The sequence below is a fragment of the Pseudomonas sp. FBCC-B35 genome, assembly GCF_059133755.1.
On the sequence record NZ_CP101439.1, the window covers coordinates 4,642,485 to 4,655,690 of the forward strand.

Consider the following 13,206-nt stretch of genomic DNA (forward strand, 5'->3'; position numbering starts at 1 on the left):
CGTTGAAAGCACTACAGGTCGAAATCGCCCGCCGCTTCCGGCTGATACTCGACTTCCAGCAACTCTAGCCTGAGGGTCTTGCCCCCTGGCGCCGGCCAGTCGATCTGCTCACCCACCGACAACCCGAGCAAGGCACAGCCGATGGGCGCCAGGACCGAGACCTTGCCGTCTGGCCCGGCATCCTTGGGGTAGACCAAGGTCAAATGGTAGTCCTTGCCACTGGCTAGCTCGCGGCAATGCACGCGCGAATTCATGGTCACCACACCTGCCGGCACCTCATCATGCCCCACCACCTGCTCGGCGCGGTCGAGCTCGCCGCTGAGCGCGAGCACGCCAGGGGTACTTTCGTCGAGACTATCGAGCAGACGCTCCAGACGTTGTACATCCAAACGGGTGAGGATAAGGGAAGGCTTGGTGCTCATGATCCAGTCAGACTCCTTTGAACAGGCAGTTTTCGATGCACAGATAAAGCAAAACCCCGCCCTATGCGCGTAGTGCTGTTCACTTGAGAGTGTTTGGGCTGCAGAGCAGCCCTAAGTGACCAGCATTACGCCCAAAGGCGGGGTTTTCGAATGCTTTGGCGTCATCGACGCAAGCCCCGACACTACCACAGCGGGGCAAATACTCAAGCCCTTGCTATCAGTGTGCCTTAAGGTCGCGAAGCGCAGTGGCCTCGCGGCAGATCTGCCGACGGCGCTCATCATCGGCAGAGCGCCATTCGCGGATATGTTCAACATGCCGATGACAGCCGGTGCACACGCGCTGTTCGTCAAGGCGGCAGATGCTGATGCACGGCGATGGCACCGCTGGGCTGACGTTGCTGTAAAGCGGCTTGGGGGGCCGAACGGGTGCATTGCTCATGTCAGATGTCGTCGAAATCCAGCTTTTCGCCGGCTCGCTCCCACACGATGCGCTCAAGCATTTCACCCAGCAGCTCTTCGCTCTTCTCGCACACCCACTTGCCGCTCTCTTCGTCATAGTCGAAGTGGAAGCCGCCGGACCGATCGGCCAGCCACAGCTGGCGCAGAGGCTCCTGGCGGCTGAAGATCAGCTGGGCTCCACCTTCGAACTTCACGGTCAGCACTCCAGCGGAGTTCTCCATGTCCAGATCCAGCCCGCTTTCGTCGAACAGGTCTTCCAGCGCCTGCTGGGTAGCGTCGACCAGATCATGGAAACGCGCTTCACTCAAACTCATTGCAGGAACCTCGAAATTGGCGGCGTGACAGGCAAGCCGGGCACGATACGGGCGCTTGCCGATGAATGCAAAGGTTTAGCCAGGGTCCTTGCAGGCCACTTCGCTTGCAACGCGGCCCTGACGGCAAACAGGTGCGGCTCGGCACCCAGAATAGCCTGCCCGGCGGGCCGGTACTTGCATAGGCAAGCCGCCGGTCGCTCGGTATACTCGGGCTCAATACTGCATTTTTCTAAGGATTTCATCCATGAAGCGCCTGATTTCCTCCCTCGCGGCGCTGGTCGCTGTTGCCTGCCTCGTTTCTGCATGCGGCCAGAAAGGCCCGTTGTACCTGCCCGATGACGGCAAGGACCGCAAAGACGCCCACTCGGCGCACCAGCACCAGACCAAAGCCAAGTCAGCACAGACCCAGGAGCAGCAAGACACGCTGCAGTCCGAGCCTGAGCAGTCGCCTGAGCAGTAAGGGAATCGGATGAACGTCTTCAATTACCGCGACGGTGAACTGTTCGCGGAAGGGGTGTCCCTGTCGGCAATCGCCGAGCGGCACGGCACCCCCACCTACGTGTACTCGCGTGCCCACATCGAGGCCCAGTACCGTAGCTACACCGATGCCTTGCAAGGTTGCGAACACCTGGTCTGCTTCGCGGTGAAAGCCAACTCGAACCTGGGCGTGCTCAATGTACTGGCGCGCATGGGTGCAGGGTTCGACATCGTTTCCGGTGGCGAACTTGAGCGCGTACTGGCTGCCGGCGGGCGCGCTGACCGCGTGGTGTTTTCCGGCGTGGGCAAAACCCGCGAAGACATGCGTCGCGCGCTTGAAGTGGGCGTGCATTGCTTCAACGTCGAGTCCACCGATGAGCTGGAGCGTTTGCAGCAGGTGGCCGCCGAAATGGGCAAGGTTGCGCCCGTCTCGCTGCGGGTCAACCCGGACGTGGATGCAGGTACCCACCCGTACATTTCCACCGGGCTCAAGGAAAACAAGTTCGGCATCGCCATCGCCGATGCCGAGGCCATCTACGTGCGGGCCGCTCAGTTACCCAACCTGGACGTAGTCGGGGTCGATTGTCATATCGGTTCGCAGCTGACCACCGTGGAGCCCTTCCTCGATGCGCTGGACCGCTTGCTGGTACTGGTCGACCGCCTCGCAGAGTGCGGCATCCACCTGCGCCACCTGGACCTGGGTGGCGGGGTCGGCGTGCGCTACCGCGACGAAGAACCACCGCTGGTAGCCGATTACATTCAGGCCATCCGCGCGCGCCTGGGCGATCGGGACCTGGCGCTGGTATTCGAGCCGGGGCGCTACATCGTGGCCAACGCTGGCGTACTGCTGACCCGTGTGGAGTACCTCAAGCACACCGAACACAAGGACTTCGCCATCATCGATGCGGCCATGAACGACTTGATCCGCCCAGCCCTGTACCAGGCCTGGATGGGCATCTGTGCAGTCAAGCCGCGTGAAGGCGAAGGTCGCCCGTATGACCTGGTCGGCCCGATCTGCGAAACCGGCGACTTCCTGGGCAAGGACCGGGTTCTGAACCTTGCCGAGGGTGACGTGCTGGCCGTTCAGTCAGCGGGCGCCTATGGTTTCGTGATGAGCTCCAACTACAACACCCGTGGCCGTTGTGCGGAAATACTGGTCGACGGCGACCAGGCTTTCGAAGTACGCCGCCGCGAAACCATCGCCGAATTGTACGCTGGCGAAAGCCTGCTACCGGAGTAAGCCCATGCTGCTGCGTTTTACCAAGATGCATGGGCTGGGCAACGACTTCATGGTCCTGGACCTGGTAAGCCAGCACGCCCACATCCAGCCCAAGCACGCCAAGCAGTGGGGCGATCGCCACACGGGCATCGGCTTCGACCAGTTGCTGATCGTCGAGGCGCCGAATAACCCGGAAGTCGATTTCCGCTACCGTATCTTCAATGCCGACGGCTCCGAAGTGGAACAGTGCGGCAACGGGGCACGCTGCTTTGCGCGGTTCGTGCTCGACAAGCGCCTGACCGCCAAGAAGCGCATACGCGTGGAAACCAAAAGTGGCATCATCGTGCTGGACGTACAGAACGACGGCCAGGTTAGTGTCGACATGGGTCCGCCACGCTTCGTCCCTGCCGACATCCCGTTCGTCGCCGACGAGCAGTCGGTGAGCTACCCGCTGGAGGTAGACGATCAGGTGCATTCGATTGCCGCGGTGTCCATGGGCAACCCTCACGCCGTACTGCGCGTGGACGACGTGGTCGGCGCCCCTGTGCATCAGCTGGGGCCAAAGATCGAACACCACCCGCGCTTCCCCCAGCGCGTCAATGCCGGCTTCCTGCAGGTCATTGACCGCCATCGCGGCAACTTGCGCGTGTGGGAGCGCGGTGCTGGGGAAACCCAGGCGTGTGGCACTGGCGCCTGTGCAGCTGCCGTGGCGGCCATCAGCCAAGGCTGGATGGACTCGCCCGTCGCACTTGACCTGCCGGGCGGGCGCTTGCATATCGAGTGGGCCGGGCCAGGCAAGCCGGTGGTGATGACCGGCCCGGCCGTACGCGTCTACGAAGGACAGGTTCGATTCTAAGCGAGTAACCGTCATGACCGATCACCCCAAGGATATACCCCAGCAGGCCGCTGAGCTCGATGCCGAAGCGGTGGTCGCCTACCTGCGTGCTCATCCAACCTTTTTCACCGAGCATGATGAGCTCTTGGTCGAGCAGCACATTCCCCACCAGCGCGGTGACAGTGTTTCGCTGGTCGAGCGCCAGCTCAAGTTGCTGCGCGACCGCAACATCGAGATGCGCCACCGCCTTTCGCAGTTGATGGACGTGGCCCGCGACAACGATCGGTTGTTCGACAAGACCAGACGCCTGATCCTGGACCTGCTCGATGCAACCACGCTGGAAGACGTGGTGATGGTCGTCGAAGACAGCCTGCGTCAGGAGTTCCAGGTACCTTTCGTCAGCCTGATCCTGTTTGGCGACAACGTAGCGCCGGTGGGGCGCTGGGTCAGCAACGCCGAAGCCCAGCAAGCGATCGGCCCGCTGCTCGGTAGCGGCAAGACCGTCAGCGGCAGCTTGCGCGAGCACGAGCTGGCGTTTCTGTTCGGTGAGGAGCAACGCCGCGACGTGGGCTCTAGCGCGGTGGCGACCTTGGAGCACCAGGGGCTGCATGGGGTGCTGGCCATTGGTAGCCGCGACCCGCAGCATTACAAGAGCAGTGTCGGCACGCTGTTCCTGAGCTATATCGCCGAGGTGCTGGGCCGTGTGGTCCCCCGCGTCAGCCAAAGCCTGCGCCCGGTGCGCTGATGGAGCGCCAGCTGGAAGCTTACTGCGCACACCTGCGCAATGAGCGCCAGGTCTCCGAGCACACGCTTGTGGGCTACCGCCGGGACCTGGAGAAGGTCATGGCGTACTGCAGCGAGCAGGCTATTGGTGGCTGGCAAGCCTTGCAGATTCAACACCTGCGCCAGCTGATCGCGCGCCAGCATCACCAGGGCCAGTCTTCGCGCAGCCTGTCCAGGCTGCTATCGGCGGTGCGGGGCCTGTACCGTTACCTCAACCGCGAAAAGATCTGCCAGCACGATCCTGCCAATGGCCTGAGCGCCCCCAAGGGGGAGCGTCGATTGCCCAAGGTGCTCGACACCGACCGTGCCTTGCAACTGCTCGATGGCGGCGTGGACGATGATTTCATTGCCCTGCGCGATCAAGCCATTCTCGAATTGTTCTATTCCTCGGGCCTTCGCCTTTCGGAGCTGACCAACCTTGACCTCGACCATGTCGACCTGGCCGGTGGCCTGGTACAGGTGCTGGGCAAGGGCGGCAAGGCCCGCGTGCTGCCGATAGGGCGCAAGGCGCGGGAGGCGCTGCAGGCGTGGTACCGCCTGCGCGGCGCCGGCAACCCCAGGGATCGCGCCGTCTTCATCACCCGGCAAGGCAACCGCATCAGCCCACGCGCCGTGCAACAGCGGGTCAAGGTGGCCGGGGAACGCGAGCTGGGCCAGCATCTGCACCCACACATGCTTCGCCATTCCTTTGCCAGCCACGTGCTGGAATCGTCCCAGGACCTGCGCGCTGTACAGGAAATGCTCGGACACGCCGACATCGGCACGACGCAAATCTATACGCACCTGGATTTCCAGCACCTGGCAACGGTGTACGACAGCGCCCATCCCAGGGCCAAACGCAGCAAAGGCAACGACTGATGAACATCAAGCTGATCACCTTCGACCTCGACGATACCCTTTGGGACACCGCGCCGGTCATTGCCAGTGCCGAAGTCGTGCTGCGCGACTGGCTTCAAGCCAATGCCCCGTTACTGGGCGATGTGCCTGTCGAGCATCTGTTTGCCATCCGAGAACGGATCGTCCTGGCAGAGCCCGAGCTCAAGCACCGCATCAGCGCCTTACGCCGCCGCGTGCTGACCCGCGCCCTCGAAGACGTGGGCTACGGCCAGATGCAGGCACAGCAACTGGCCGAGCAGGGGTTCGAGGTGTTCTTGCAGGCCAGGCACAAGGTCGAGATATTCCCGGAAGTTCAACCGATGCTGGAATTGCTGAGCCAGCATTACGCCCTGGGTGTCATCACCAATGGCAATGCCGATGTCAGCCGGCTGGGGCTGGCCGATTATTTCCGCTTCGCCTTGTGCGCGGAGGACCTGGGCATCGGCAAACCCGACCCGGCCCCGTTTGTAGAGGCCCTGCGCCGCAGCGGCGTGCCTGCCAGCGAAGCGGTGCACGTCGGCGATCATCCTCGCGATGACATTGCCGGTGCTCAGCGCGCCGGGCTGCGCGCTGTCTGGTTCAACCCCCAGGCCAAGGCGTGGCCCGGTGAGCAAGCACCCGACGCCGAAATTCAGCGCCTGTCGCACCTGCACGAGGTGCTCGCCCGCTGGCAATGACCTTGCCGACAGCACCTCCCTGCGCAAGCCAGGCATAAAAAAACCCGCAGCGACGGCGGGTTTTTCGAAGGCATCGCTTAGATAGGGCGACTGCCGTATTTATTGTCCGGCTTCTTGGGTGGGTCGGCGACCACGTTGGCCTCGACTTCCTGAACCTTGCCACCACGCGACAGGAACTCTTCCATGGCCTTGGCCAGGGCATCACGCTCCTTTTGCTTAGCTTCCAGGCTGGGCATCTCGTCTACCGAGACAGCCGCCTTGGATTTGCCCTTGGCAGCGGGTGCAGGACTGCTGTCGTCGTCGCCAGCGTCTTCTGCAACATCATCGGCAGCCGCTTCAAGGCCGTCATCAGCCTCGTCTTCATCACCGACCTCGAGGTCATCATTTTCCAGATCGTCGTCGCTCATGTTCTACCTCATGACGTGCAAAAGCAGGTTAGTTAGAGACCAGTGCTGCCGTAGACCGGCAGCTTCTGGTGAAAATTCCACTGGCCGTGGGTTCGACCACGGCCTTTGGGCCAACGCATCTGACGGACGGCTGTACCCGGGTGGGCCTGCACGTGGCAGTGCCGCACAAAACCTGTGACCCCTGCTGGGCCACGCGCTTTTTAGCCAGCCTGGCAAAGGCCGGCAGGGGTGATGAATGTACGTTCCAGCACCCTTCGGCGCGCATTCTAGCGCGCTCGCAGAAAAAGCAAAGCGCCATGAATGCCCCAACTTTTGTAAGTTTTGTACCCGTGTCACAAATAGACGGGATAAACCGTTTGCGCACGTGAAAATGCTGGGCAAGTGATCAAAAAAAATGGCAGCAGGTGCCGCTTGTGAGCGCCTTGCCAGCCCCCTGCGCGCACGCTTGATCAGGCCGACCTTAAACACAAGACGAAAAAATGCCCGGCGAGCCGGGCACATTTCTGCAGCGTCGTTGTTAGAGGTTGTAGCCGCGTTCGTTGTGCTGCGCCAGATCCAGACCAACGGATTCTTCTTCTTCGTTGACCCGAAGCCCCATCACCAGGTCCAGGACCTTGAGGATGATGTAGGTGACGATGGCGGTGTAGGCCACGGTGAAGATCACGCCTTTGGCCTGCACCCAGACCTGCATGCCGATATCGGTGACCGCGCCGAAGCCACCCAGCGCCGGGGCTGCGAACACGCCGGTCAGGATGGCGCCGACGATACCGCCGATGCCGTGTACGCCAAACGCATCCAGGGAGTCGTCGTAGCCCAGCTTGCGCTTGAGGCTGGTGGCGCAGAAGTAGCAGATCACGCCCGATGCCAGCCCGATGACCAGCGCGCCCATCGGCCCCACCGTGCCCGCTGCTGGCGTGATGGCAACCAGGCCAGCGACCACGCCCGAGGCGATACCCAGCGCACTGGGCTTACCGTGACCGATCCATTCGGCGAACATCCAGCCCAATGCCGCGGCAGCCGTGGCGATCTGGGTGACCAGCATGGCCATGCCCGCAGTGCCGTTGGCCGCAGCCGCCGAACCGGCGTTGAAACCGAACCAGCCGATCCACAGCATGGCCGCACCCATCAGCGTATAGCCCAGGTTGTGCGGTGCCATGGGTGTGGTCGGGTAGCCTTTACGCTTGCCCAGTACCAGGCAGCAGACCAGGCCTGCGATACCAGCGTTGATGTGCACGACGGTGCCGCCCGCGAAGTCCAGCACGCCCCAATCCCACATCAGGGCACCGTCACCGCTCCATACCATGTGGGCGATCGGAGCATAGACGAGGGTGAACCAGATGCCCATGAACACCAGCATGGCCGAGAACTTCATGCGTTCGGCGAAGGCACCCACGATCAAGGCTGGGGTGATGATGGCGAACGTCATCTGGAAGGTGATGAACACTGCTTCAGGGAACAGCGCCGTGGCCGAGGTCAGGCTGTCAGGCGTCACGCCGCTGAGAAATGCCTTGGAGAAGCCGCCGACGAAGGAGTTGAAATTGAGTACGCCCTTCTCCATACCGGTGGTATCGAAGGCCATGCTGTACCCGTAGACGACCCAGAGAATGCTCATCAAGCCAGTGATGGCGAAGCACTGCATCATCACCGACAGCACGTTCTTGGAGCGCACCATGCCGCCGTAGAACAGCGCCAGGCCTGGGATGGTCATGAACAGCACGAGCGCCGTGGCGGTGAGCATCCAGGCGGTGTCGCCGGAGTTGAGTGCTGGCGCGGCCTCCTCTGCAAGGGCGAGCCCTGGCATGACGAAGGACAATAGGGCTCCTAGCCCTGCGATCTTACGCAGAGTCATGTTGTTTTCTCCTGGGGCGTTGGGTTTGGTGAGGCTTGTGTTGCTGCTTAGATCGCGTCGGTATCGGTCTCGCCGGTACGGATGCGGATCGCCTGCTCCAGATTCACCACGAAGATCTTGCCGTCACCGATCTTGCCGGTGTTGGCAGCCTTGGTGATGGCCTCGATTACCCGATCCAGGTCTTTGTCATCGATAGCAACATCGATCTTCACCTTGGGCAGGAAATCGACCACGTATTCGGCACCGCGATACAGTTCGGTGTGACCCTTTTGACGCCCGAAGCCTTTGACTTCGGTGACGGTGATGCCCTGCACGCCGATTTCCGACAGTGACTCGCGCACGTCGTCCAGCTTGAACGGCTTGATGATGGCTGTGACTAGCTTCATGAAACTCTCTCCCGATTTGGTGGACTTGCCCCAGGAAAACAAACCCGTCTCAAGTCTAAGCGCAGCGGTTGCCTTTTGTAACGCGTCGTCGGCATGCGCACTGCCTGGTCACAAGGAACTGCATCAGTGCATGGCTCGCTTAGCACTTTGCAGAAACCTTGCCAGGTCTGTGAACACCAGCGAAATCAGGGGGTTGGCCCGACGTTACAGCTTTGGCTAATCGCCAGCACTCAACCTGTGCACCCATACGGTGCGAGGCTGGTTCGGGCTTTGCGCGAAAAACGTGCAACACCGCCTCGTCATGGGAGGCACAAGGGTGCGTGCTACACTGGCCGCCATTTCTCGACACTGGTGGACACCCTCATGCTCGCGCCCAAAGCCCTTCTCGACGCCCTGAGCGACCAGGCCTCGCGCCTGTTCAGCAGCGACAACACCCAGCCTCGGGCCGAGCTGGAAAGCCAGTTCAAGGCCTTGATGCAAGGCGCTTTGAGCAAGCTCGACGTGGTCAGCCGCGAGGAGTTCGACAGTCAGATGGTGGTGCTGGCACGCACCCGGGCTCGCCTGGAGGCGCTGGAACAACAAGTCGCAGAACTCGAAGCGCGCCTGGAAGGCAAGCGCTGACACCAAAGCTGCGTGACCCAGCCTCCTATCGACTTTCAGCGCGCTTCAAGCCTGCTGGCCGGTCGATCCAGGCCAGGTTTGGGCGGCAGTTCGCTGGGGCGTAGGGTGCCCCGGAACAACGCGGCGCCGTATTGCGTGAACAGCGTCCGTACCCTGTTGCGCGAATTGAGGACTTCGGCGTGAATGTCTTCGATGGCTGTGTCGCCAGGTCGCAGGCTCGCCGCATGGGTCACCCACTCAATGGCTGCATAGCGGCTTTGCCTGCGTGTACCTTGCCCCTGCATCCAGGCAAGCCCCAGCTCGGCACTGGCACGTGCTGCAATAGCGCTGTCCGGGTGCTCCACCAGGCTCAGCAAGTAGGCGACCGCCTCGGCTCGCTCACGCGGCTGGCCAAACTGGCGCAGCAATATGCCCAGGTGCAACCGTGCGCAGGCATTGGTCTGAGCATTGCCCAGGGCGTCTATCAACAGGCGCCTGACCTCGAGCATTTTTTCTCGATCACCCAGGTTCGTCCCCCCTTGCATCTGCAAGCAGGCCAACCGGTATTTGGCCTGGCGACTCCCTGTCTGGACGGCGCGCAGCAACCATTGCTCAGCCACTTCACAGTCCATGTATCGCCCAGGGGTATCGCTCCACTCACCCTGGTGAAGCTCGAACAGGCTCAACGCCGCACCTGACAGGGCTTGCTCGGCACCGCCTTGAAGCAAATAGTAGGCAACCTCATGCCGATCATGGGACCAGAGCAAGCGGGCCAGTTCCAGGATTTTCAGGCCGGGAGCCTGACCCGCCCGCTGGCGCTTGATCGCAATCGTCAGCCAGCGTTTGGCTTGATCGCCGCTGCGCGCCAGGCCCCACAAGCCAAAGTGATGTCCCGCGGCCCGCAGCGCGCAGGCAGCGGCGTGGGAGCGGCCATCGCTCAGGCGAAGAATCGCGGTATTGAGCAGTGCCTGCTCGTGCGCAGGGCTGCGTGTCAAAGCCGTGATGACCAAATGCCGAAGCGGTGGTCCCAGCGCCTGGATGCCGCCCAGGTCGGCAGGGCATGCAAGGCTTTGGGTAAAATCGGCCAGTGCCTTGTCATGGTCGCCCCAAACGCTCGCCTGCAACGCACCGCGCCATGCCAGCAATACGGCAGTCTCCCTAGGCCGCAGTGGGCGCACGGCCCAGTCTTCGAACAATTGCTGGTACTTGGCCACTGCGCTTGGGCGTTCGGCACTTGGGCGTTTCAAGCGTGCTTCCACGGCCATCCATCGCAGCGCGTTGCGCAACGGCTCGCTCCAGCCCCGGCAAGCCGGCATGTTGACCAACCGTTCTATGGACTCGACTTGCCCACGTCGGTCCTGCAATAGATACAACGCGTGGGCCTTGATGGCCTCGAAGCAGCCCGGCCGTGCGGCCAGTGCCTGGCTCAGCCAATAGGCCTGCGGCTCCTGGCGCTCTGTGCGCGGCTCAAGTCCATCGGGCAACATCCGAGGCAGCTCGGCCAAAGGCATCACGCCATGCCTGACCAAATACGGCGCGGCAGCCTCCTGCACCTCCACGTCCGCATGTGTACTGGGCCTAAAGCGGGCTGGCTGCTCATTGAACAGCTCGACCAGCCAGCCCGGCTCGCGAAACCTGGCACTGAGCAACTGCAAGCCTATGGCAGCCGCGACCGGCCGCTGCGAACGGGCCAAGGCTCTGAGTAAATGGGCAGTGGCGGTTTCGCACATTTGCTCGATCGCCAGCCAGCGTGCCGGTGTGCGGGCGCCGCCGTGGTCCACCTGGCAGGCACGGCTAAGGCAGTAGAAGCCCATGACGACCTGCGGGTGATAGGCCCTGGGGCAGGCATCGATCCAGGCGCGAAGCACTTGGCTCAGCGCCCTGTCCCCCTGGTCCGGGTCGACCAGCAGATGGCTCTCGACGGCTGAGAGATAGGCCGGGAACTCGCCCGGGGGCGCTTGGTACCAGCGAGCCTCCAGGGAATCGAAATAGCGATTGAGCTCGACGAACGCGTTGGTCTGAACCAGTTCGCGAATAACCTCACGGGTGTGGGTGAGCGTTTGCACAGCGCAATACCTCAAGTCCATTTCAAGGTCGAAGCGGTGCCATCCCATGGCATCGGTGGTTTGCTTGAACAACACTAAGCCAAAGAAGGCCGCTGCGCAAAACTATTGGATCCATTTCTAGGCGGTGCACAGGTAGAAATGATCAGAAGCACACTGGCATCCCCTGCCCCGTCTCGGCTCGCTATGCTGGGTCCATCCGCAGGAAGCGGTCTTGGCAGCGAATGGAGCGCCCATGTCTTTAGCCCTTGCTCACAGCCGCGCCCAGGTAGGCGTGCAGGCCCCGGCCGTCAGCGTTGAAACCCACCTGGCCAATGGCTTGCCTCATCTCACACTGGTCGGCTTGCCCGAAACCACGGTCAAGGAAAGCAAGGACCGCGTGCGCAGTGCCATCGTCAACAGTGGCCTGAACTACCCAGCCCGGCGCATCACGCAAAACCTCGCTCCGGCCGACCTGCCCAAGGACGGTGGCCGCTACGACCTGGCCATCGCCCTGGGCATCCTGGCCGCCGATGCCCAGGTGCCCGTGGCCACCCTGGCCGAGCTCGAATGCCTGGGCGAGCTGGCACTGTCGGGCGCGTTGCGGCCGGTACAGGGCGTCTTGCCCGCAGCGCTTGCCGCACGCCAGGCGGGGCGGGCACTGGTAGTGCCCCGTGAAAATGCCGAGGAAGCCAGCCTTGCCAGTGGCCTGGTGGTGTATGCCGTAGGCCATCTATTGGAGCTGGTGGCCCACCTGAACGGACAGGTACCGCTAGCTGCCTATGCCGCCAATGGCTTGCTCCTGAACCCTCGCCCCTACCCCGACCTGAGCGAGGTGCAGGGGCAACTGGCGGCCAAACGCGCGCTGCTACTGGCCGCTGCCGGGGCGCACAACCTGCTTTTCACCGGGCCGCCAGGTACTGGCAAAACCTTGTTGGCCAGCCGCCTGCCGGGCCTGCTGCCACCGCTGGATGAGCATGAAGCGCTGGAGGTCGCCGCCATCCAGTCGGTCAGCGGGCACACCCCGCTGAACAGCTGGCCACAACGGCCGTTTCGCCACCCTCATCATTCCGCCTCCGGACCTGCGCTGGTGGGTGGCGGAAGCCGGCCGCAGCCCGGGGAAATCACCTTGGCCCACCACGGGGTGCTGTTTCTGGACGAGTTGCCCGAATTCGAGCGCCGGGTACTGGAAGTGCTGCGTGAACCCCTGGAATCTGGCGAGATCGTAATCGCCAGGGCGCGGGATAAAGTGCGCTTTCCCGCCCGCTTTCAGCTCGTCGCTGCCATGAACCCCTGCCCTTGCGGCTACCTGGGCGACCCTACAGGGCGATGCCGCTGCAGTACCGAGCAGATATCCCGTTATCGCAACAAACTGTCAGGCCCGCTACTGGACCGGATCGACTTGCACCTGACCGTGGCGCGCGAGAGCACCACGCTCAACAACCAGCCTTGCGGGCAAAGCAGCGCCGACGTCGCCCTTCAGGTCGCGCACGCCCGGGAGGTGCAACAACGTCGGCAAGGGTGCGCCAATGCATTCCTCAACCTCGATGGCCTGCGCCAGCACTGTAGCTTGGCAGCACCTGATCAGGCTTGGTTGGAAGGCGCCTGTGAACGATTGACGCTGTCGCTGCGAGCAGCACACCGATTGCTCAAGGTCGCCAGAACACTGGCAGACCTCGAGGGATGCACGGCAATTGGCCGGGCGCACCTGGCTGAGGCCCTGCAGTACCGTCCCGGGAGTGGTTGAGAGGCGAACGCGGTAGCTGGAAGCACTTGACCAGGCCGGAGCACCTCACCTCCTGTACATCGCATCAACCTCCAGGTGGGTAGACGCTCCTCCCCAAGCACTACTCGCCGTTT

Annotated in this window: 15 protein-coding genes; 8 read left to right on the top strand and 7 right to left on the bottom strand. The window is 62.6% G+C overall.

From position 1 onward, the window contains the following. Window positions 1–11 precede the first annotated feature (11 nt). From rnk to cyaY, 3 genes are all read right to left on the bottom strand, one after another. Window positions 12–422, bottom strand: coding sequence for a nucleoside diphosphate kinase regulator (gene rnk, locus NMB38_RS21180; protein ID WP_023532559.1), 411 nt, complete (start codon window positions 420–422; stop codon window positions 12–14). 217 nt (window positions 423–639) lie between these two features. Beyond that, on the bottom strand, window positions 640–861 hold the full coding sequence (locus tag NMB38_RS21185) for a DUF1289 domain-containing protein (protein WP_028686761.1): 222 nt from the start codon (window positions 859–861) through the stop codon (window positions 640–642). A gap of 1 nt (window position 862) precedes the next feature. After that, complete coding sequence (gene cyaY, locus NMB38_RS21190) at window positions 863–1,195, bottom strand: iron donor protein CyaY (RefSeq protein ID WP_023532439.1); 333 nt, start codon at window positions 1,193–1,195, stop codon at window positions 863–865. A gap of 244 nt (window positions 1,196–1,439) precedes the next feature. On the opposite strand from cyaY, the gene lptM reads away from it, so the two are divergent. Genes lptM through NMB38_RS21220 form a run of 6 tightly spaced genes read left to right on the top strand, consistent with a single transcriptional unit; the run spans window position 1,440 to window position 6,062 of the window. Beyond that, window positions 1,440–1,655 (top strand): LPS translocon maturation chaperone LptM, encoded by a 216-nt coding sequence (gene lptM, locus NMB38_RS21195; protein WP_033694875.1) that lies wholly within the window; start codon window positions 1,440–1,442, stop codon window positions 1,653–1,655. Window positions 1,656–1,664: 9 nt separating this feature from the next. Beyond that, on the top strand, window positions 1,665–2,912 hold the full coding sequence (gene lysA, locus NMB38_RS21200) for a diaminopimelate decarboxylase (RefSeq protein ID WP_028686762.1): 1,248 nt from the start codon (window positions 1,665–1,667) through the stop codon (window positions 2,910–2,912). A 4-nt stretch (window positions 2,913–2,916) separates the two neighbouring features. Further along, a complete protein-coding gene (gene dapF, locus NMB38_RS21205; protein WP_104926630.1) occupies window positions 2,917–3,747 on the top strand; it encodes a diaminopimelate epimerase in 831 nt (276 codons plus the stop codon). Window positions 3,748–3,760: 13 nt separating this feature from the next. Beyond that, a complete protein-coding gene (locus tag NMB38_RS21210; RefSeq protein WP_023532867.1) occupies window positions 3,761–4,471 on the top strand; it encodes a DUF484 family protein in 711 nt (236 codons plus the stop codon). After that, window positions 4,471–5,367, top strand: a complete 897-nt coding sequence (gene xerC / locus NMB38_RS21215) for a tyrosine recombinase XerC (protein WP_104926631.1) — start codon at window positions 4,471–4,473, stop codon at window positions 5,365–5,367. The genes NMB38_RS21210 and xerC overlap by 1 nt, the downstream gene beginning before the upstream one ends. Further along, entirely contained in the window at window positions 5,367–6,062 is a 696-nt protein-coding gene (locus NMB38_RS21220; protein ID WP_027913406.1) for an HAD family hydrolase, read from the top strand. The genes xerC and NMB38_RS21220 overlap by 1 nt, the downstream gene beginning before the upstream one ends. Window positions 6,063–6,139: 77 nt before the next feature. Here the strand turns inward: NMB38_RS21220 and sutA are convergent, their stop codons facing one another. The 3 genes from sutA to glnK all read right to left on the bottom strand — a co-directional run bounded on the left by sutA (window position 6,140) and on the right by glnK (window position 8,704). Next, on the bottom strand, window positions 6,140–6,469 hold the full coding sequence (gene sutA / locus NMB38_RS21225; protein WP_023532471.1) for a dormancy-specific transcriptional regulator SutA: 330 nt from the start codon (window positions 6,467–6,469) through the stop codon (window positions 6,140–6,142). Window positions 6,470–6,986: 517 nt separating this feature from the next. Continuing rightward, the gene (locus NMB38_RS21230) at window positions 6,987–8,318 is read right to left on the bottom strand and encodes an ammonium transporter (protein WP_023532646.1); all 1,332 of its coding nucleotides are present in this window, start codon (window positions 8,316–8,318) and stop codon (window positions 6,987–6,989) included. 47 nt (window positions 8,319–8,365) lie between these two features. Further along, window positions 8,366–8,704 carry a P-II family nitrogen regulator gene (glnK, locus tag NMB38_RS21235; RefSeq protein ID WP_002555808.1) on the bottom strand — a complete coding sequence of 113 codons (339 nt, stop codon included), beginning with the start codon at window positions 8,702–8,704 and terminating at the stop codon, window positions 8,366–8,368. A gap of 363 nt (window positions 8,705–9,067) precedes the next feature. Between glnK and NMB38_RS21240 the strand changes: the two genes are divergently transcribed. Continuing rightward, window positions 9,068–9,325, top strand: coding sequence for an accessory factor UbiK family protein (locus NMB38_RS21240; protein WP_027913405.1), 258 nt, complete (start codon window positions 9,068–9,070; stop codon window positions 9,323–9,325). Window positions 9,326–9,360: 35 nt separating this feature from the next. On the opposite strand, the gene NMB38_RS21245 is transcribed toward NMB38_RS21240, so the two are convergent. Further along, window positions 9,361–11,370, bottom strand: a complete 2,010-nt coding sequence (locus NMB38_RS21245) for a DUF4034 domain-containing protein (protein WP_088522876.1) — start codon at window positions 11,368–11,370, stop codon at window positions 9,361–9,363. Window positions 11,371–11,602: 232 nt separating this feature from the next. Between NMB38_RS21245 and NMB38_RS21250 the strand changes: the two genes are divergently transcribed. Beyond that, entirely contained in the window at window positions 11,603–13,093 is a 1,491-nt protein-coding gene (locus tag NMB38_RS21250) for a YifB family Mg chelatase-like AAA ATPase (RefSeq protein WP_345956455.1), read from the top strand. Window positions 13,094–13,206 lie beyond the last annotated feature (113 nt).